Raw genomic sequence first — 18,737 nt, forward strand, 5'->3', positions numbered from 1 at the left:
CTGCGCCCAGACAAGAAGGCGCATTCCCTCCTTGCCTGAGCCGGCCTTTCTGCTATGCTTATGCTTTGTTTTCACTGGACATTTCCGCGGCCGACCGGCCGTGCCGCCGATGAATCAGGGGACCGTCATGGAACCGGGCTGCTGCTGGCACAAGGACCATATCACCGCCGCCGACTGCGAGGCCCTGCGGCCGGGGGACGAGGGACTCCTCTTCAACCGCAAGCAGCGCTTTCTCCAGCGCTGCCTCGAATGCCCGCGCTTCCTCGAAGACCTGCAGTCCCAAAGAGGGGGAGACAACGACCTCTCCTCGCTCTTCCCCTATGCCATCGAGGAGCTCCTGGCGCTGCGCGCCCAGAACCGATCCCTCGAAAGCCAGATGGTGTGGCGCAACCGCGAGATCAAATTTCTCCACGAAGTCAGTCTGGTGCTGCAGACCTCCGTCGATATCGACGAGGTCATCGCCATGGCCCTGACCGCCGTCACCGCCGGCAAGGGGTTCGGCCTCAACCGGGCGATCCTCCTTCTGGTCGACAAGGAACGACAGTTTCTCAAGGGATATTTCGCCCTCGGCCCCCGGGAAAATGCCGACGCCGGACGGATCTGGAAGGAGATAGAGGAGCACGACTACACCCTGCGGGAGATGGCCCAGCTCTTCTTCGAGCACAAGATGGCCGACGAGCGGGAGAAGTTCCGCGACCTTCTGGAGGTCCTGACCACCCCCCTGAACCGCACGGATCACCTCTTTGTGCGGACTCTCAATGACCAGCAGTCCCGGCATATTACCGATCTTTTTGCCGAACCCGGCATCGATCCTGCGCAACTGGCCGCCCTGGGGGTCGGCGAGGTGATCCTCGTCCCCCTGGTGAGCAAGAATCGGCGCATCGGCCTTTTGCTGGCGGACAACATCATCAACCGCAGCCCGATCACCACCGAAGATCTCCACTCCCTGGAGACCTTCGTCCTCCCCATGTCCTACGCCATCGAGCGGGCCTTTCTCTATGAACGGCTCCAGGAGGAGCTGACCAAACTCACCGGAGCCAATCGCCGCCTGCGCCAACAGCAGGAGCTGATCCTGCGCATGGAGAAGATGGCCCTGGTCGGCAAAATCACCGCCAACATCGCCCACTCCATCCGCAACCCGCTGACGATCATTGGCGGCTTCGCCCGCACCCTGATCAAGAGCACCCCCGGGGACAATCCCAACCGCCAGTACATCGAGTCGATCGTCCGCGAGGCCCGGCGGCTCGAGGAAGTCCTCCAGGAGGCGCTCAACTATTCGGAATCGCTCCATCCGACCCTCGATTCCTGGGACATCAACCAGCTGATCGCCGGGGTCTATACCGGGTTGCGGGAAGATCTGGAGGCGGGAGGCGTGCAGTGCCAGCTCCTTCTCGACCGGCAGCTCCCCCTGGTGCGCATCGACTACAAGAAGATGACCTACTGCATCCGCAGCATCGTCATCAACGCCCTGGAAGCGATGCCCCGGGGAGGAAATCTGGAAGTGCGCACCGTCCCCGGGGAGGGGGAGCTCCTCATCGTCATCAGCGACACCGGAAGCGGCATGGCCCCGGAAACGATCGACGCCGCCACGACCCCGTTTTTCTCCACCAAGGAGCAGGGGAGCGGACTCGGCCTCACCCTCTGCGCACGCATCCTCGAGGGGCACGGCGCACGCCTGGAGATCGACAGCGCCAGAGAAAGCGGCACCACCGTCACACTGCACCTGCCGGTACCCGAAGCCACCCGCCCCGAGCCGGGTGAAGCCACCACCCCCCAAGGAGACATGCCATGACACGACTGCTGGTCGTCGATGACGAGCGGGACATCCGCCACCTCTACGCCGCCGAACTCGAGGATGAAGGTTACGAGGTGGAGACCGCCGGCACCGGCCGGGAAGCCGCCGAGATCCTCGAACGGAAGGATTTCGACCTGATCGTCCTCGACATCCAGATGAAGGGGGAGAGCGGCCTGCAGATCCTGCAGAACATCGTCCGGAAAAAATCGGATCTGCCGGTCATCCTCTGCACCGCCTTCAGCTGCTACAAGGACGACTTCTCCTCCTGGCTCGCCGACGGCTACGTCGTGAAGAGTTCCGACCTCTCCGAGCTGAAAAGCGAAATCCGCCGGGTGCTGGCCAAGCAGCAGCCCTGAAGCAAAAAAAAGCCGGCCAAGATGTCCCTGACCGGTGCTCAAATTCCTGAACCCCTGCGCCCGTTTTAATCACGAGGAGGATCCACGCATGAAGGCAGTCATCATGGCCGGAGGCTTCGGCACCCGCATCCAACCCCTGACCATCAACCTCCCCAAGCCGATGATCCCCCTGGTCAACCGGCCGATCATGCTGCACATCGTCGACCTCCTCAAGGCTCACGGCATCAGCGAACTGATCTTCCTCCTCTACCACCAGCCGGAGGTCATCAAGAACTTCTTCGGCGACGGCAGCGAATACGGGGTGCGCATCACCTACGTCACCCCCCTGGAGGACTTCGGAACCGCCGGAGCCGTCAAGGCGGCGGCCAAATATCTCGACGAGCGGTTCGTCATCATCAGCGGCGACCTCCTCACCGACTTCGATCTCACCCGCGTCCTGGCCTGTCACCAGGAGAACCAGGCGCTGGCGACCATCACCCTCACCAGCGTCAAGGACCCGCTGCAGTTCGGGGTGGTGATCACCGACAAGCAGGGGCGGATCAACAAGTTTCTCGAAAAACCCGGCTGGGGCGAGGTCTTCTCCGACACCATCAATACCGGGATCTACGTTCTCGAACCGGAGGTCCTGAATTTGATCCCCGAAGGGGAGAACCGCGACTGGTCCAAGGACATCTTTCCACAGATGCTCGCCGAAGGGGCGCCACTCTACGGCTGCAGCCTCTCCGGCTACTGGGCCGACATCGGCAACACCGACGCCTATCTCGAGTCCTGCCGCGACATCACCCTCGGCAAGATCACCGTGCAGATCGACGAACGGGCGGGGAGCGGAGAGGGGAGCCGTCTCCACCTCGGCGAAGAGGCCTTTGTCGCCGCCGCCGACCACTCCCTCCTCGAAGGGATGGTCGTCCTCGGCGACAATACCCACGTGCTGGGGGGGGCGCGGCTGAAGAACTGCGTGGTGGGACGCAACTGCATCATCGAGGACGGCGCCGAGCTCGAAGACGCCGTCCTCTGGGACAACGTCTACCTGAAGAAGGGGTGTCGGATCAGGGGGGCGGTCCTCTGCCACAACGTCCGCGTCGGCCGCGGCGTGGTGATCGAGGAAGGGGCGGTCATCGGCGATGAAACGACCATCGGCGACGAGGCCTACATCAAAAAGGACGTCAAGGTCTGGCCGCGCAAGGTGATCGAGGGGGGGGCGATCGTCACCACCAACCTGATCTGGGGGGAGAAGTGGCGCAAGAGCCTTTTCGAAGGGGCCCAGGTCCGGGGGCTGACCAACGTCGAACTGACCCCCGAATTCACCGCCAAGCTCGGGGCGGCCTACGGCTCGACCCTCCCCAAGGACTCCTTCGTCCTCTGCGGCCGCGACGCCATCCGCTCCTCGCGGATGCTCAAACGGGCCTTCGTCGGCGGCCTCCTCTCGGCGGGGGTCAATGTCCGCGACACCAAGATGGTCTCCCTGCCGGTGCTGCGCTACAAGCTCACCACCTTCGGCGAAGTCGGCGGCATCCACTTCCGGCAGTCCCCGGAAGACCCCGCCGCCACCGAGATCATCTTCTTCGACGGCGACGGGGTGGAAGTCTCCTCGGCGACGGCCAAGGGGATCGAGCGGATCTACTACAAGGAGAATTTCCGCCGCGTCCACTACTCCGAGCCGGGAGGGATCTGGGAAATCCCGCGGATATACGACTACTACAAGGAGGGGTTCCTGCGGTCCCTCGACGCCGCCGCCCTGCGCCAGGCCGCCCCCAAGGTCGTCATCGACCTCAACCACTCCCCCGCCGGCGACCTGCTGCCGGCCCTGCTGACCGAGCTCGGCTGTGAGGTGATCGAGCTCAACTCCCACGTCAGCGAGAGCCGGACCGGTACCTCCGCCGACCAGGTGGAGCGCGGCCTCGACCAGCTCTCAAGGATCGTCGTCACCCTCGGCGCCACGGCCGGCTTCTGGCTCGGAGCCTCGGGGGAGAAGTTGCAACTCATCGACGAATCGGGAGCGGTCCTCACCGACATCGAGGCCCTCACCTCCCTGGCCGCTCTCGTCTGCCGGGCGGAACGGGGCGGCATCCTGGCGGTGCCGGTGCCGACGCCGATGGTGGTGGAGACCCTGGCCCGGGAGGCGGGCCTGACGGTGAAGCGCACCAAGAGCGACGGCCGCTCCCTGGTGGAAGCCGCCAAGGAGCGGCATGTCCAGTTCGCCGCCTCCATGGACGGGCGCTTCGTCTTCCCCGCCTTCCAGCCGAACTTCGACGCTCTCTTTGCCGTCGCCAAGACCCTCGAACTCCTCGCCCGCACCGGCCAGACCCTGGGACGCATCCGCCGGGCCGTTCCGACCCGCGCCTATCGCCACCTGCAGATCCCCTGCTCCTGGGAACTCAAGGGGGGGATCATGCGCAAAATGAGCGAGGATTCCGTCGACCAGGAGGCCTCCTTCATCGACGGCGTCAAGGTCCACCTGGGAGAGGACTGGGTCCTGGTCCTCCCCGACCAGCACAGCCCCGTGGCTCACGTCGTCGTCGAGGCCGGCGACCCGAAGCGGGCCGAGGCGCTTCTCGAGAGTTACCGCCGCAAGGTCGAAGCCTGGAAGCTGGAGCTCAACCAGCAGGGATAGCCTTCGGGGAAAGGATCCGCCGTGTCGGAGCTGCGCTGGGACCCGCTGAAGCGGAGCTGGGTCATCATCACCAACGGAGGGGGGCGCCGCCCCCGCGACTTCTTCGTCGCCCGGCAGCAGGTGGACCTCTCCCTCTGTCCCTTCTGCCCCGGACAGGAGGCCAAGACGCCGGGGGAGCTTTTCGTCATCCGCAACGCCGGAAGCGACAACGGCCCGGGATGGCGGGTGCGGGTCATCCCCAACAAGTTTCCCGCTCTCGGCATCGAAGGGATGCTCGACAAGCGGAGCGTGGGGCTCTACGATGCCATGAACGGCATCGGCGCCCATGAGGTCATCGTCGAAAACCCCGACCACGAGCGCAGCATGGGGGAATTCGAAAGCGCAGAAATCGTCGATATCCTGAGGGCCTACCGGGCCCGGCTACTCGACCTGCGCCGGGACGTCCGTTTCCGCTACATCCTGATCTTCAAGAACCACGGGGTCGAGGCGGGGTCGGGGATCCCCCATTCCCACTCCCAGGTCATCGCCCTGCCGATCACGCCGCCGGTGGCCGCCACCGAGCTGATGGTCTGCCGGGAATACTACGAGCGCAAGGAGCGCTGTCTCGTCTGCGACCTGCTCCTTCAGGAACGCGCCGACGGGCGGCACGTCATTCGCGACGACGGCCATTTTCTCGTCTACGCACCCTTTGCCTCCTGCTTCCCCTTTGAGATGCGCATCGTTCCGGTGAGACACGGCCACGATTTTGCCCTGATGACCGACGCCGAGCTTCTTTTCCTGGCCGAAGCCCTCAAGGACTCCCTGCAGCGGCTGAGTCAGGTCCTGCATGACCCGCCCTACAATTTCGTTCTTCACAACGCTCCTCCCATGCACCAGCGGCTGGGGAAACCGGCCTACTGGGGATCGCTCCCCTACGATTACCACTGGCATATGGAGATTGTTCCGCGCCTGACCAAGATCGCCGGCTTCGAATGGGGGACCGGATTTTACATGAATCCCATTCTCCCGGAAGAGGCGGCACGCTACCTGCGCGAAGCCGACCCGTCCTTCACCCTCTGACCCCGCGCCGCCCCCGGCACCCTTTTCCCCGAGGCCCGGCCGGCGGCGCCATGGAAAAAAATGACCGAAGCAAACCCGAACCCCAGACCCTACTTCCCCCTGGGGCTGCAGATCTCCCGGGAGGCACGGCGGCTCTTCACCCTGGACGACCTCCTCGAAACTCGCCACCCGACCATCTACGCCCTGCGCCTCCTCTCCTCCGCCCTCCAGGACAAGGAAGGGGGACCTAAGGCCAGTGCCGGAGAGCTCTATCTCCTGTCGCTCCTCGGAGAGGCCTGCCGTCTTGTCGTCGGGCACTACCTGGCGGCACGCCATTGCCGGGTCGACCGGGGGGAGATCGCCGTCAGAGAGCGGAGGGTTTTTCTGCCGCCGCTGACGACGGCGCTCCATTCCTTCGTCGCCCTCTACCCCCCCTCCCCCATCCTCGGCCCGGACGATTTTCTTCAGGACGCCGCGGGGCGGCTGCAAACGGTCATCGAACTCTTCCTTTTGGCCACCCAGATGGACAACCCGGCCGCCGCTCCCCTTTCCCCCCTCTTCGACGACGCTCCGCTGCGGGAGCGCTCTGCCTACCGGGAGGTGCTGCAGGAGCTCGACCGGGAGCTTGCCGGCGAGAACGTCCCGGGAGTTTTCGGCGGGTCCCTCCTCGATCTGCTCTCGGCTCCGGCAAAAAAGGCCCCCCATTCCCTTTCGGCACAGCTCGACTACGTCCGCCGGACCTGGGGCTCCTTTCTCCCCGCCGATTTTCTCCGCGCCATCCTCACCGCCTCCGACCTGCAGGGGGAAGAGGAAGCGGTCCGGGGATTCGGTCCGGGGCCGGCCCGGGCCCCCCATTTCCGCGGGGACGAGCGGGAGGCCTTCTCCGCCGATGCCGACTGGATGACGAACGCCGTCCTGGTCGCCAAGACGATCTACGTCTGGCTCGACCAGCTCAGCCGCAAGTACCGACGGGAGATTACCACCCTCGACCGGATTCCCGACGAAGAACTCGACCTGCTGGTCCGCTGGGGGTTCAATGCCCTGTGGCTCATCGGCATCTGGGAACGCTCTCCGGCCTCGCAGGAGATCAAGCGGCGGATGGGGAACCCCGAGGCGGTCTCCTCGGCCTATTCCCTCTACGACTACGTCACCGCCGCCGATCTCGGCGGCGAGGCGGCCCTGGGCGATCTGCGCCGGCGCTGTGAGGCCCGGGGGATCCGCCTGGCCTGCGACGTCGTCCCCAACCACACGGGGATCTATTCCCGCTGGACCCGCGAACACCCCGACTGGTTCGTGCAGGTCGACACCCCCCCTTTTCCTGCCTACCGCTTCACCGGCCCCGACCTCTCCGGCGACCCGGCGATCGTTCTGCAGATCGAGGACGGCTACTGGACCCACAGCGACGCGGCGGTGGTCTTCTGCCACCGCGACCGGGCCAGCGGCCGGGTGCGCTATCTCTACCACGGCAACGACGGCACCCACATGCCGTGGAACGACACCGCCCAGCTCAATTTCCTCATCCCGGAGGTGCGCGAAGCGGTGATCCGCACCATCCTCCACGTCGCCCGCACCTTCCGCATCATCCGCTTCGACGCGGCAATGACCCTGGCCAAAAAGCACTTCCAGCGCCTCTGGTTCCCCCAGCCGGGAGGGGGCGCCGGGGTGCCGAGCCGGGCCGAGCACTGGATGAGCCGTGAGGCCTTTGAAGAGGTCTTCCCCACGGAATTCTGGCGGGAAGTGGTGGACAGGGTCGCCGCAGAAGCCCCCGACACCCTCCTCCTCGCCGAGGCCTTCTGGCTCATGGAGGGATTCTTCGTCCGCACCCTCGGCATGCACCGGGTCTACAACAGCGCCTTCATGCACATGCTCAAGAGCGAGGAGAACGGCAAGTACCGCGGGGTCGTCAAGGAAATCCTCGGCTTCAACCGGGAGATTCTCAAGCGCTTCGTCAATTTCATGAACAACCCCGACGAGGAGACGGCGGTGGAGCAGTTCGGCCGCGGCGACAAGTACTTCGGCGTCGCCGTCCTTCTGGCGACCCTCCCCGGCACCCCCATGTTCGGCCACGGGCAGGTGGAGGGGCTGCAGGAGAAATACGGCATGGAGTACCGGCGCGCCTACTGGGACGAAGTCCCCGACGAGGCGTTCATCCGTCACCACGAAAGACAGATCGCCCCCCTCCTCCACCGCCGCCATCTCTTCAGCGACGCGCGCCACTTCGTCCTCTACGATTTCGAAAGCGGCGGCGCCGTCAACGAGGACGTCTTCGCCTACAGCAACCGCTGCGGCGACGAACGCTCGCTGGTGGTCTATCACAACCGGCACGGCGAAACCGGCGGCTGGCTGCGCCGGGGCGTCTCCCAGAACCCGGTCCCCCTCGCCGGCGAACTCGGTCTGCGGAGCGAGCCGGACCGGTACTGCCGCTTTCGCGATCACCGCAGCGGTCTCGAATACCTGCACAGCAGCCGCCAACTCTTCGAGGAGGGTCTCTACCTCTTCCTCGGCCCCTACCAGTACCATGTCTTCCTCGACATCCGGGAGTTTGCCGACAGCACCGGAGTCTGGGGAGAGCTCTGCCGGAATCTTGACGGCAGGCCGGTGCCGAACCTGGACCAGGAGCTGCGCCGTCTGCGCCTTGCCCCCCTCCTCGCCGAGCTCGACAGGACCCTGGCCGTGCGCCGCCGGGAAGAGCTTGCCGCCCTCCTTTCCCCCGGACGAAGCGCTGCCGAACGGACCCGGGGATTTAACCGCTTCGCCGGTCAACTCGCGGTTTTCCTGCACACCCTCTCCCGGTTCACAGGGACGGAGGGGAATCCCGACGCCCTGGCGCAGGCCCTCCTCCGGGAACTGGCCGACCTCTGTACCCTCCTGGCTCTCGACGGCGAAGGAGGAGAGGATCAGTTGGCCCTGAAATTGCTTAAATGCTCCCTGGGCGAAGGACGGCAGGGGGAACTCCCCCCGCGCCTCACGGCGGTTTTCCTCCCCTACCTGGCTCTGCACCGGATCGGCGAACTCGCCGAAAACGGCACTCCGGAGCTCTCGGCAGCCTGGCTGGAGGAATACCTCCTCGGCGAAGAACTGCAGCGCCTGCTGCCGTCGGAAACGGCGCCGCTCGACGCCCTTCTGGTCAAAATTTTGACTCGCCACCAGAAGGCCTGGGAGGCCGAAGGAGGCCCGGCCGACTTCGCCCGCCTCCTCAATGACGAGGATGTGCAGGGTTTTCTCGAGGTCCACCCCTTCGAGGGGACCCACTGGTTCAGCCGCGAGCGTCTCGAAGAGCTCAGCGACGCCCTGTTTGTCGTCTCCGCCCTTTCCGGCGCTGCCCCTCCCCTCACGGGGACCGGGCTCATGGACAAGTTAAGGCGTCTGCACGCCCTCTCTTCGGCCGTCTGCCAAAAAGCGGAAGCGGCCGACTACCGATTCGACCCGTTCCGGGATCTTCTTTGCGCCTCCCGGGGGGACCGGGGAGACTCCCCGGACCCGGTTTCACCTCGCAAAGCCCGAAGAGTGAGAAAGACCCCTGCCATGAAGATCCTCCTGGTCGCCTCCGAAGTCGCACCCTACGCCAAGACCGGCGGCCTCGCCGACGTCGCCGGTTCGCTCCCCACGGCCCTGCGCCAGCTCGGCCATGACGTGCGCATCATCCTCCCCTGCTACCAGACGGTGGAAGAAAAGCACTCGCTGCGCAAGGGGCGCAAGAGCGTCGAGGTGGAGATCGGCGGCCGGATGCACAAGGGGATGCTGCGCCAGCACTCCCTCGAGGGCGTCCCCGTCTACTTCATCGAAAACCGCGAATTTTTTCACCGTGAAGGCCTCTATGGTACGGCGGAGGGGGACTATCCCGACAACGGCGAGCGCTTCGGCTTCTTCTGCCGTGCCGTCCTGGCGCTCCTGCGGCGCCTCGATTTCCGCCCCGACGTACTCCATCTCAACGACTGGCAGACCGGGCTGATCCCGGTCCTTCTCAAGACCGAGCTCAGGGACGACCCCTTCTACCGCACCATCGGCACCCTGATGACCATTCACAATCTCGGCTACCAGGGGCTCTTCCCGCCGGAGGTACTCCCCCTCCTCGGTTTGGCGCCGCAACTCGGTACCCCCGAAGGGCTCGAATACTTCGGCAAGATCTCCTTCCTCAAGGGGGGAGTGATCTACTCCGATCTTCTCAATACCGTCTCTCCCACCTACTGCCGGGAGATCCAGACGCCGCAGATGGGGCACGGGTTCGACGGCATCCTCGCCAGGCGCAGCAAGGCACTGCACGGCATCCTCAACGGCCTCGACACCCGCCTGTGGAATCCGGCTCTCGACCCCGCCCTCGCCCGCGCCTACGACGAGAACGACCTGCGGGGGAAGGGCGCCAACAAGAAGGCCCTGCAGGCGCAGCTCGGCCTGGAGACCGATCCGTCGATCCCGCTGGTCGCCATGGTCACCCGCCTCGACACCCAGAAGGGGCTCGACCTGGTGGAGGACGCCTGGGAACGACTCCTCGAACGCCCCCTGCAGTTCGTTCTCATCGGCAGCGGCGAGCAGATCCACACCGAGCGCTTCGCCCGCCTCAAGGACCGCTATCCCGGACGGGTCTCCATCAACCTCGCCTTCGACGACACCCTCTCCCGGCGCATCTACGCCGGCAGCGACCTCTTCCTGATGCCGAGCCATTACGAACCCTGCGGCCTCGGCCAGCTCATCGCCCTGCGCTACGGCTCCGTCCCCGTGGTCCGCAAGACCGGAGGGCTGGCCGACACCGTCATCGATCCCGCCGAAAACCCCCGCCAGGCCAACGGCTTCACCTTTACCGAGGCGACAGCAGACGCCCTCCTCGGCGCTCTCGACGCCGCCCTCGCGCTCTACGGCGATCGGCGCAACTGGCTCAAACTCGTCAAACGGGGGATGTCCCAGGATTTCTCCTGGCGGGGATCGGCCGAGCGCTATCTGGAGCTCTACCGCAGAATCATGGAGGGGAAGCGTGTCTGAGGATCATCGGATTGAAGAGGAGGAGGAAAAGCCCCAGCCGCAGCGCTTTCCCGAGCTGGAGGAGTTGCAGCGCGAAGTCGAGAAGCGGATCCGCGACAACCGGCGCTTTCTGGAAAATTTTCTCGACGACAGCTTCAAGGATGAGGACGAGGAGGTCGACGGCGAGGATGAGCCTTTCGAGGAGCTCTAGTCGGAGGCACTCCTAGTCTTTTTTATCCTGGCCGGTGAGAAACTCTTCCCACTCCACCGGCAGCAGGTGCTGCTTGCGGCTGTTGCAGGCCTTGCAGGACGCAACGCAGTTCCCCCGGCTGCTCTTCCCGCCGCGGACAATCGGCAGGATATGGTCCAGGGTGAGTTCCTTGGGGGGGAAATTCCCGCCGCAGTAATGACAGATCCCCGACGCGATGCGATTCTTCCACCACTGGCTCTTGCGCAGCTCCCGGGCTTTCTCCCGCTCGCGGCGCATCTCATCTTCGGATACCTCGACACAAAAATCCATGCTATTACCTCCGGATAGGGCGCCATTGTACTCCAGGGTCGACCGCCGGACAAGCCTTCATGACGCAGCAAGCCCCATGATTCCTGGTAATTAAACGCCCCCCCTCCCCTGCAACTCAACATCCCCATAAAACAGCCCGGGATTCAGAAACACGACCGCCCTGCGACGCAGGGTTGCGGTGGCGTTCCCCGTTGTTGAATGCGTTTACAAAAATGACATGGTGGTATATCTTGGGGCGGTTTCATGCAGGGAGCAACGGACTTGTTCCAACCACTTCAAAAATGCCCCGCCCTATAAATTCTCCGACATGAGAGTTGTCGCAATGACCTCCAAATACGAGCGCTACTCAAAAGAAGAACTGGTCCGCATCATCGAGGAACGCGACCGCAAGCCGAAGTTCGGGCTGGTCTGGGAGCGGGACGAGATCGACCACGACCGCTCGCTGAATCAGGATTTCATCGCCCTCGACCTGCTCCCTGAAATCTCCTGCGGCGACGGGCCGTGGAGCAATCTGCTCATCGAAGGGGACAACTTCGACGCCCTGCGCTACCTGCGCATGACGCACGCCGGGCGGGTGAAGTGCATTTACATCGACCCCCCCTACAACACCGGCAACAAGGATTTCATCTACAACGACCGCTTCGTCGACAAGGACGATCTCTACAAACACAGCAAGTGGCTCGAATTCATGCACCGCCGGCTGCTCCTCGCCCGCGATCTCCTGGCCGAGGACGGCGTCCTCCTCGTTTCCATCAACGACGACAATCGTGCCAAGCTGGAATTGCTTCTTGATCAGACGTTGCCGGGAATGCGGCTCGGCTCCTTTGTCTGGCGCACCCGGCAGGGGTCCAACGTAGATCAAAGTTGTTTCCTAAGCGTAGACCATGAACACGTCCTGGTTTATGGCGGACCAGGATTTGAATTTTTGGGTTATGGGAAAAGTTATGGGATGTACTCCAATCCGGACAAAGATCCTAAAGGGGATTGGCGACCAGACAACCTGACCCTCGGATTTTCCTATCAAGAACGACCAAATCTCTATTACCCCCTGCGCGACCCCAAGACCGATATTTTTTATCCCCCCAACCCCGACCGAATTTGGGTCTATGCCACCGAAGAACGCCTGAAGCCCGGCCAACGTCTCCAAGCAAAGACGATGGAAGAGTTCATTGCGACTGGACAGATTCTTTTCCCACAAGAACAGCGAGTTGAAGTCTGGTATAGCCTTGCCGAGTTGAAAAGCGCCATTGAAAGCGGCGATGTGCCGAAGACAGGGAAGAATCCTGTGCTACGCCTCGATCTTCCGGATCTGGAATTTTGGGTCGGCAAGAAGGTCGGATTCAACCGGCCCGCCTTCAAGCGCTACAAGGCAGATCTACGCAATCTCAATCAACCGGTGAGCAGTTGGGTCGTTCCCACTTCGGAGCAGAAGAAATATGAAGCCGACAACAGCTTTGTCTCCGGCACCAATCAGGAAGGGGCTAAGGCGGTGGCAGCGATTTTCGGCACCAAAACCTTCAACTATGCCAAGCCACCATCTCTCATCAAAGAACTGGTGCGACAGGCTGCCGGGGAAAACGATCTGGTCATGGACTTCTTCGCCGGCTCCGGCACCACCGCCCAGGCGGTGCTGGAGCTGAACCGCGAGGACGGCGGCAACCGGCGCTTCGTCATGGTTTCGGCAACCGAGGCGACCAGTGCCGAGCCGGAAAAGAACATCTGCCGCGATGTCTGCGCCGAGCGCATCCGCCGGGTGATCGAAGGCTACGGCGACAAGGAAGGGACCGGCGGCGACTTCGCCTATCTGCGGGTGCGGCGCATCGAGCAGGAAGCGGTGCTGACCGAGATTGACCATTCGCAGGTCTGGATCGCCCTGCAACTGATTTATCGCCAGAACTTCGCCCCCTTCACGGACACGAACCCGTTGCAGCAATCGCTAACGTCGGACGGTGGTCTGGTCTACGCTACCCAGATCAGCGACAACGCCGTGACCCGCATTATCGAACTTGCAGCCACCGTACCGCACCTGACCGTCTACACCTGGCAGCCCGGCCTGCTGCGCAACCGCATCAACGTCGAAGGGGTGACGATCGAACAGATCCCCCACTATCTCGTCAGCCGTTTCGGAGGTGCCGCATGATCGCGCAACCGAAGGGCTATCAGACCGAAGCCAAGAACAACGTCCTCGACATCTTCCGTTATGCCAATGCCCAGATCGACGCCGCCACCGACCCGGACAGCCGCCGCGCCGCCATCGCCCACAACGGCTGCGTGCTGATTCAGGCCCCGACCGGCGCCGGCAAAACCCTGATCGCCGGACTGGTGGCCCAGGAGCTTTCACGCGACCCCGACATCAAGATCGTCTGGCTTTGGTTCACCCCCTTTGCCGGGTTGGTAGAGCAGGCGCGGATTGCCATCAAAGCCGAGTTCAACGGTCTGCGGGTGCGCGACATCGCCCGCGAGCGCCGCGCCCACGGCACCCGAAGCGGCGACGTTTTTGTCTCGACCTGGGCGGCGGTTGCCGGACGCAAGGACTCAAAGCGCATTCGAAAAGACGGCGACGAATCAGTCTCCCTCGATCTCGTATTGGAGCAGTGGCGCAAGGACGGATTCAAAATCGGGGTGATCGTCGATGAGGCGCATCATACCTTTTCTTCCGGGACCGAATCGGTGCGCTATTACCGCGAGGTACTGCAACCCGATTTCACCCTGATGATCACCGCCACCCCGGACGATCAGGATGCGGAGAGCTTTCGCAAATCGGCCGGGATTGCGGTCATGCACAGGATCACTGTCAGCCGACTCGATGCGGTGAGTGCCGGCCTGATCAAGCCGGGGATCAAGTCTGTCGCCTATCTGGCCGGGGAGCAGCACCGCGAGCTGGTCGATTTCGGCCAGGCGGCCTTGGCTGACGGGGTGCGAGTACATAACGCGATCAAGGCGCAACTGGTCACGGAAGGCATCGACCTGGTGCCGCTCATGCTCGTCCAGGTCGCCTCGACCGATAAGAGCGTGGAAAAAGCGAAGATGGATCTGATGGCCCTCGGCATGGCGGAGGATGCCATTGCCGTTTATACCTCGAAGGAGCCGGACGACGACCTGCTGGCGGTGGCGCGGGACGAATCCAAGGAAGCGCTGATCTTCAAGATGGCGGTCGCCCTCGGTTTCGACGCGCCGCGCGCCTTTACCCTGGTGTCGATGCGAGGGGCGCAGGACAAGGACTTCGGAACCCAGATCGTCGGCCGCATCCTGCGCGTCGACTGGCGGCTGCAAAGCCGTGCGACCAGCGAGTTGCTCAAATACGGGTATGTCTTTCTCGCCGATGCGGAGAAGCAGGCAGGGCTCTCCGGCGCCGCCGATCGCATCAACGCGGTGCGCAGCGAACTGGCCAAAATCAGCCCCTTTACCATGCTGGTCAGGATGGGCGACAACCCGACGGTTCAAGTCGTCGAAAACGGGCAGTCCTCGTTTTTGCCCAAAGGATGGAGTCCGCCGCCTCTGCCGACTGAGACCGCTGGTGGCACCGATACTGTTCGCCCCTTTGCCGGGCAGATCGACCTGGTCGGATTTTTCCTTGAGACCGATGACGATCATCCGTACACGAGGGCTGCGACTCAAGGTGTCGTGGGCAAAAACGCGCCGGGGATGAAGGTTTATCCTTTGCGTCCCGGAATGGAGCGGGTATTCAAACGGGAGCAACTCAATCTCGATACATCCGGTTTGCTGAGAGCGGTCGAGGCACGCATCCGCATCGACGACTCGGTCTTTACCGCCGGATTTCGCCAGGCAGTGAGCATCCAGCGCAAGGAAGAGGAAATCTTCACCCACGACGTGCACTACGGCGAATATCAGGCCAGGCTCTCCGATGCCGAGATTGCCCGCCGTGCCCAGCTTCTTCTCTTCGAACCTGACTACCTCGACCCCCGCGAGTTGCAGGCCGCTCTTTTGAATCGACTGCGCAAGGAATGCAGGGAGCGCGGTTTTCTCGAGGTTCTCGAATCGCCCGAGAAACTACGGCAAGCGATGCACCTCATTCTCGTTTCTCACCCGAAACTGCTACGCGAGGCAGTGCGCATCTGTTGTGCCGAAAACGCCGAACTTGTTGACACCGCGCCCCTGCCGGAAGTGATGTCGTGGCCGACCGGCTGCGCAGTAGAGCGGCTGGCGGCCTATCAAGCCTTCCCTCCGGACCTGAACAAGGACGAACTGGCTTTTGCGCAACTCCTTGACGTTGAAATGTCCGGTCAAATCGTCTGGTGGCATCGCAACGAACCCCGCAAGCCCTGGTCGGCCGGGTTGGTCATGCCCGACGGAACCCATTACTATCCAGACTTTCTGGTAAAGATTAAAGGGCGTACCAGGGGAGACGGTATTCTACTGATCGAGGTCAAAGGTGAGCATTTGATCAACAGTATGAACACCCCAGACAAGGCCGCAGCCAGCCACAAGCTCTACAGCAAGCCGCTGATGGTCATGAAGGAAAATTCCGGGCGCTGGATGACATTGCGTTACAATGACCGAACCGGCAAGAACGAGCCTGATGCGATCTTCCGGCTGGATGCGCTGGCGGAGTATTAGACCCTAAATGGCAGACCAAAAACTGTACAATAACGCGCGGGAAATTTGATGAAAATCTTCCTCCCGGAAATCCGCTGTGATGCAGATGGGTTCTCTCGGCTCATTCAACTTGCGACCGAAACAAGAGCATGTTGGTTCGATGACATCGAAGTCGACATGAGCCACGTTTCGTGGTTCGATGCCAATATGTGCGCTCCATTTGGCGCCATTCTTTACAAGATGGGATACGACAACAATACGGTCACCCTGACCAATGCCCCCACCAGCGTCGAAGCGATTCTATCCAAAAACGGCTTCTTGTGTAACTATGGCAGGCCCCGGCGTTTGGACACCTACGGTTCGACGGTTGAATACAAGCGGTTCGAACCGAAGGATGATCGCTACTTTGCCGAATATGTCGAAAAACAACTGGTTGACAAGGGAATTCCGGAGATGTCACCGGGGTTGGTTAAAAAATTTCGCGAAAGCATTTATGAAATTTTCAGCAACGCAGTGATTCATTCTCAAACCAAACTGGGAATTTTTTCTTGCGGCCAGTATTTTCCCAAAAAGCACCGGATGGATTTTTCAGTCGCAGACCTGGGTATCGGAATACAGCAAAATCTCCACGAACGGCTCGGCCTCGACCTGCCTGCCGAGCAGGCGATCAACTGGGCACTGGAAGGGAAAAACACCACCAAATCCGGCCCAATACCTGGCGGGCTGGGGCTCAAACTCCTTCGCGAATTCATTGAACTGAATCAAGGGCGGATCCAGGTTGTCTCAGACAAGGGGTATTGGGAATTATGTCGGGGAAAAGTTTTGACAAAGGTTTTTCCTGAGCCATTTCCAGGTACTGTGGTTAATATTGAAATCAATACCGCCGATACCAAATCCTATTGCCTTTCCTCCGAAATCAGCCCGGATGATATTTTTTGAGAGGTTGCCATGAGAAGCGAACAAGTCAACATTATGGTATTTGAAGTGGCAGGGAGCAGCATTTGCGTATCGTCCGATGACGGTCAAATTGTTCACGACCGGATTGCTGCTGCCCTGAGGGAAGGAAAGAAGGTCAAACTTTCCTTCATGAACGTAGAGAGCCTGACCTCGGCATTCCTCAATGCGGCGATTGGCCAACTGTATGGTGAATTTTCCGAGGAGGTCATTCGCGGGGGTCTCTCCGTAACCGAAATGGCACAGGACGATATGGGTCTTTTAAAACAGGTGGTCGTCACGGCCAAGGAGTTCTTCCGCGATCCGTCCCGTTTTAAAAAAGCGCATGCCGAGGCACTGGAGGAAAAAGATGCCGACTGACTCTCTCAGCATCGATGCTTGCACCTTCAACTCCAACGACAAGCTCTTTATCGACACAAACGTCTGGCTTTACCTCTATGCACCGCAAGCGCCGGGAGACTGGAAAGCGAGAGTCTACTCAAGGGCTCTGGCAAAAATCCTCTCAGCAAAGAGTCGGATTTTCATCGATGCCCTGGTCCTTTCCGAGTTCATCAACCGCTATACGCGGCTGGCATTCAATTTAACCAAGAGAACCGGAGCGGTCATAGAGTACAAGGACTACCGTAAATCAGCCGAATTCAAGCCGGTTGCTCGGGAGATCGAGGCTACAGTTCGGCGTATCATGAAACATTGCCAACCAACGGACAGCGGCTTTTCGACTTGTGATCTTGACGGCCTCCTTGCTGAATTTGGTCGAGGCAACTCGGATTTCAACGATCAAGTTATGGTTGAATTGTGCAAGGCCAACGGCTGGAAACTTGTGACCCACGACGGTGATTTCAAGGATTGCGGCCTGACTGTTCTTACTGCGAATAAAAGGTTGCTGGCGTGACGCCTCACCAAACTGAATGTCCGACCAACCTGTCCCTAACTCCTCCTTTCGCGAAATGATGCCGATTTGTGTTCGGCCTTTCAATCCTCTTTAGTCCGGGTGCCCCGTGAAAATCGTCTCCTTCAACGTCAACGGTCTGCGCTCGCGCCTCCACCAGCTCGAGGCGCTGATAAAGAGTCACGCCCCCGAGATCATCGGCCTGCAGGAAACCAAGGTGCAGGACGGCGACTTCCCCGTCGGGGCCATCGAGGCCCTCGGCTACCATGCCGTCTACAGCGGCCAGAAGACCCACTACGGCGTGGCGCTCCTCTCCCGGGAGAAACCCTCCGCGGTCCGGATCGGTTTTCCCGACGATGGCGACGAGGCGCAGAAGCGCTTCATCGCCGCCTCCTACACCCTCTCCGGCGGGGAGACCTTGCGGGTCATCAACGGCTACTTCCCCCAGGGGGAGAGTCGCGACCACCCGCTGAAATTCCCGGCAAAAAAAGCCTTCTACGCCGACCTGCGCCGCTATCTCGAAAATCACTGCGACCCCGCCGCCCCGTTGGCGGTACTGGGGGACTTCAACGTCGCTCCCCTCGATGCCGACATCGGCATCGGCGCCGACAACGCCCGGCGCTGGCTGCGCACCGGCAAGACCTCCTTCCTCCCCGAGGAACGCGCCTGGTTCCAGGAGCTCCTCGACTGGGGTCTCATGGACGGTTTTCGCGCCCTGCACCCCGACATCGACGACCGCTTCAGCTGGTTCGACTACCGCAGCCGCGGTTTCGAGGCCGACCCCAGGCGCGGCCTGCGCATCGACCACATCCTCCTCAGCCGGCCCCTGCTGGAGAACTGCCGCAGCGCCGGCATCGATTACGAGATCCGCGCTCTGGAGCGCCCTTCGGACCACTGTCCTGTGTGGGTGGAACTGGAATCGGAGCAAAACCCGTTCTGAAAGAGGATCGCACCGGCAATCCTCCGCCGCTCCCCCTCCCCCCTTGCACATTTTCATGAAATGTGACATTTATCAGGTCGCCGGAGGTCCGGGATTCCGGGCGGCTGAAGACGTCTCCCCC

General features: G+C 61.9%; 12 protein-coding genes and 2 pseudogenes. 13 read left to right on the top strand and 1 reads right to left on the bottom strand.

Going from position 1 to position 18,737, the window contains the following annotated elements:
• Positions 1 to 127 precede the first annotated feature (127 nt).
• From DSOUD_RS15185 to DSOUD_RS15210, 7 genes and pseudogenes are all read left to right on the top strand, one after another.
• On the top strand, positions 128 to 1,792 hold the full coding sequence (locus DSOUD_RS15185; RefSeq protein ID WP_053551805.1) for a two-component system sensor histidine kinase NtrB: 1,665 nt from the start codon (positions 128 to 130) through the stop codon (positions 1,790 to 1,792).
• Positions 1,789 to 2,151, top strand: coding sequence for a response regulator (locus tag DSOUD_RS15190; protein ID WP_053551806.1), 363 nt, complete (start codon positions 1,789 to 1,791; stop codon positions 2,149 to 2,151). Before DSOUD_RS15185 ends, DSOUD_RS15190 begins: the two co-directional genes overlap by 4 nt.
• An 88-nt stretch (positions 2,152 to 2,239) precedes the next feature.
• Positions 2,240 to 4,762, top strand: a complete 2,523-nt coding sequence (locus DSOUD_RS15195) for a mannose-1-phosphate guanyltransferase (protein WP_053551807.1) — start codon at positions 2,240 to 2,242, stop codon at positions 4,760 to 4,762.
• A 21-nt stretch (positions 4,763 to 4,783) separates the two neighbouring features.
• On the top strand, positions 4,784 to 5,821 hold the full coding sequence (locus DSOUD_RS15200; RefSeq protein WP_053551808.1) for a galactose-1-phosphate uridylyltransferase: 1,038 nt from the start codon (positions 4,784 to 4,786) through the stop codon (positions 5,819 to 5,821).
• A 633-nt stretch (positions 5,822 to 6,454) separates the two neighbouring features.
• Positions 6,455 to 8,425, top strand: a pseudogene (locus DSOUD_RS19205) (alpha-amylase family glycosyl hydrolase); the annotation flags it as partial.
• Positions 8,426 to 9,337: 912 nt separating this feature from the next.
• Positions 9,338 to 10,777, top strand: a pseudogene (gene glgA / locus DSOUD_RS19210) (glycogen synthase GlgA); the annotation flags it as partial.
• Positions 10,770 to 10,967, top strand: coding sequence for a hypothetical protein (locus DSOUD_RS15210; protein ID WP_053551810.1), 198 nt, complete (start codon positions 10,770 to 10,772; stop codon positions 10,965 to 10,967). The pseudogene glgA and the gene DSOUD_RS15210, both read left to right, overlap by 8 nt.
• Before the next feature lie 12 nt (positions 10,968 to 10,979).
• Here the strand turns inward: DSOUD_RS15210 and DSOUD_RS15215 are convergent, their stop codons facing one another.
• Entirely contained in the window at positions 10,980 to 11,276 is a 297-nt protein-coding gene (locus tag DSOUD_RS15215; RefSeq protein WP_053551811.1) for an HNH endonuclease, read from the bottom strand.
• Between the two features lie 322 nt (positions 11,277 to 11,598).
• Between DSOUD_RS15215 and DSOUD_RS15220 the strand changes: the two genes are divergently transcribed.
• The 6 genes from DSOUD_RS15220 (at position 11,599) to xthA (ending at position 18,616) form a co-directional block, all read left to right on the top strand.
• Positions 11,599 to 13,416, top strand: coding sequence for a site-specific DNA-methyltransferase (locus tag DSOUD_RS15220; RefSeq protein WP_053551812.1), 1,818 nt, complete (start codon positions 11,599 to 11,601; stop codon positions 13,414 to 13,416).
• Positions 13,413 to 15,854, top strand: a complete 2,442-nt coding sequence (locus DSOUD_RS15225; protein ID WP_053551813.1) for a DEAD/DEAH box helicase — start codon at positions 13,413 to 13,415, stop codon at positions 15,852 to 15,854. Before DSOUD_RS15220 ends, DSOUD_RS15225 begins: the two co-directional genes overlap by 4 nt.
• Before the next feature lie 48 nt (positions 15,855 to 15,902).
• On the top strand, positions 15,903 to 16,772 hold the full coding sequence (locus DSOUD_RS15230) for an ATP-binding protein (protein WP_082351314.1): 870 nt from the start codon (positions 15,903 to 15,905) through the stop codon (positions 16,770 to 16,772).
• Positions 16,773 to 16,781: 9 nt separating this feature from the next.
• Positions 16,782 to 17,147 carry an STAS-like domain-containing protein gene (locus DSOUD_RS15235; protein WP_053551815.1) on the top strand — a complete coding sequence of 122 codons (366 nt, stop codon included), beginning with the start codon at positions 16,782 to 16,784 and terminating at the stop codon, positions 17,145 to 17,147.
• Positions 17,137 to 17,679 carry a type II toxin-antitoxin system VapC family toxin gene (locus DSOUD_RS15240; RefSeq protein ID WP_053551816.1) on the top strand — a complete coding sequence of 181 codons (543 nt, stop codon included), beginning with the start codon at positions 17,137 to 17,139 and terminating at the stop codon, positions 17,677 to 17,679. Before DSOUD_RS15235 ends, DSOUD_RS15240 begins: the two co-directional genes overlap by 11 nt.
• Before the next feature lie 106 nt (positions 17,680 to 17,785).
• Positions 17,786 to 18,616, top strand: a complete 831-nt coding sequence (gene xthA / locus DSOUD_RS15245; RefSeq protein ID WP_053551817.1) for an exodeoxyribonuclease III — start codon at positions 17,786 to 17,788, stop codon at positions 18,614 to 18,616.
• Positions 18,617 to 18,737 lie beyond the last annotated feature (121 nt).

This window comes from Desulfuromonas soudanensis (assembly GCF_001278055.1).
In the GTDB taxonomy this organism is placed as follows: domain Bacteria; phylum Desulfobacterota; class Desulfuromonadia; order Desulfuromonadales; family WTL; genus Deferrimonas; species Deferrimonas soudanensis.

Coding starts and splice junctions, on each gene's coding strand:
- DSOUD_RS15220 (WP_053551812.1), top strand. CDS start 11,599: ATGACCTCCAAATACGAGCGCTACTCAAAAGAAGAACTGGTCCGCATC.
- DSOUD_RS15225 (WP_053551813.1), top strand. CDS start 13,413: ATGATCGCGCAACCGAAGGGCTATCAGACCGAAGCCAAGAACAACGTC.
- DSOUD_RS15190 (WP_053551806.1), top strand. CDS start 1,789: ATGACACGACTGCTGGTCGTCGATGACGAGCGGGACATCCGCCACCTC.
- DSOUD_RS15235 (WP_053551815.1), top strand. CDS start 16,782: ATGAGAAGCGAACAAGTCAACATTATGGTATTTGAAGTGGCAGGGAGC.
- DSOUD_RS15185 (WP_053551805.1), top strand. CDS start 128: ATGGAACCGGGCTGCTGCTGGCACAAGGACCATATCACCGCCGCCGAC.
- DSOUD_RS15240 (WP_053551816.1), top strand. CDS start 17,137: ATGCCGACTGACTCTCTCAGCATCGATGCTTGCACCTTCAACTCCAAC.
- DSOUD_RS15230 (WP_082351314.1), top strand. CDS start 15,903: ATGAAAATCTTCCTCCCGGAAATCCGCTGTGATGCAGATGGGTTCTCT.
- DSOUD_RS15215 (WP_053551811.1), bottom strand. CDS start 11,276: ATGGATTTTTGTGTCGAGGTATCCGAAGATGAGATGCGCCGCGAGCGG.
- DSOUD_RS15195 (WP_053551807.1), top strand. CDS start 2,240: ATGAAGGCAGTCATCATGGCCGGAGGCTTCGGCACCCGCATCCAACCC.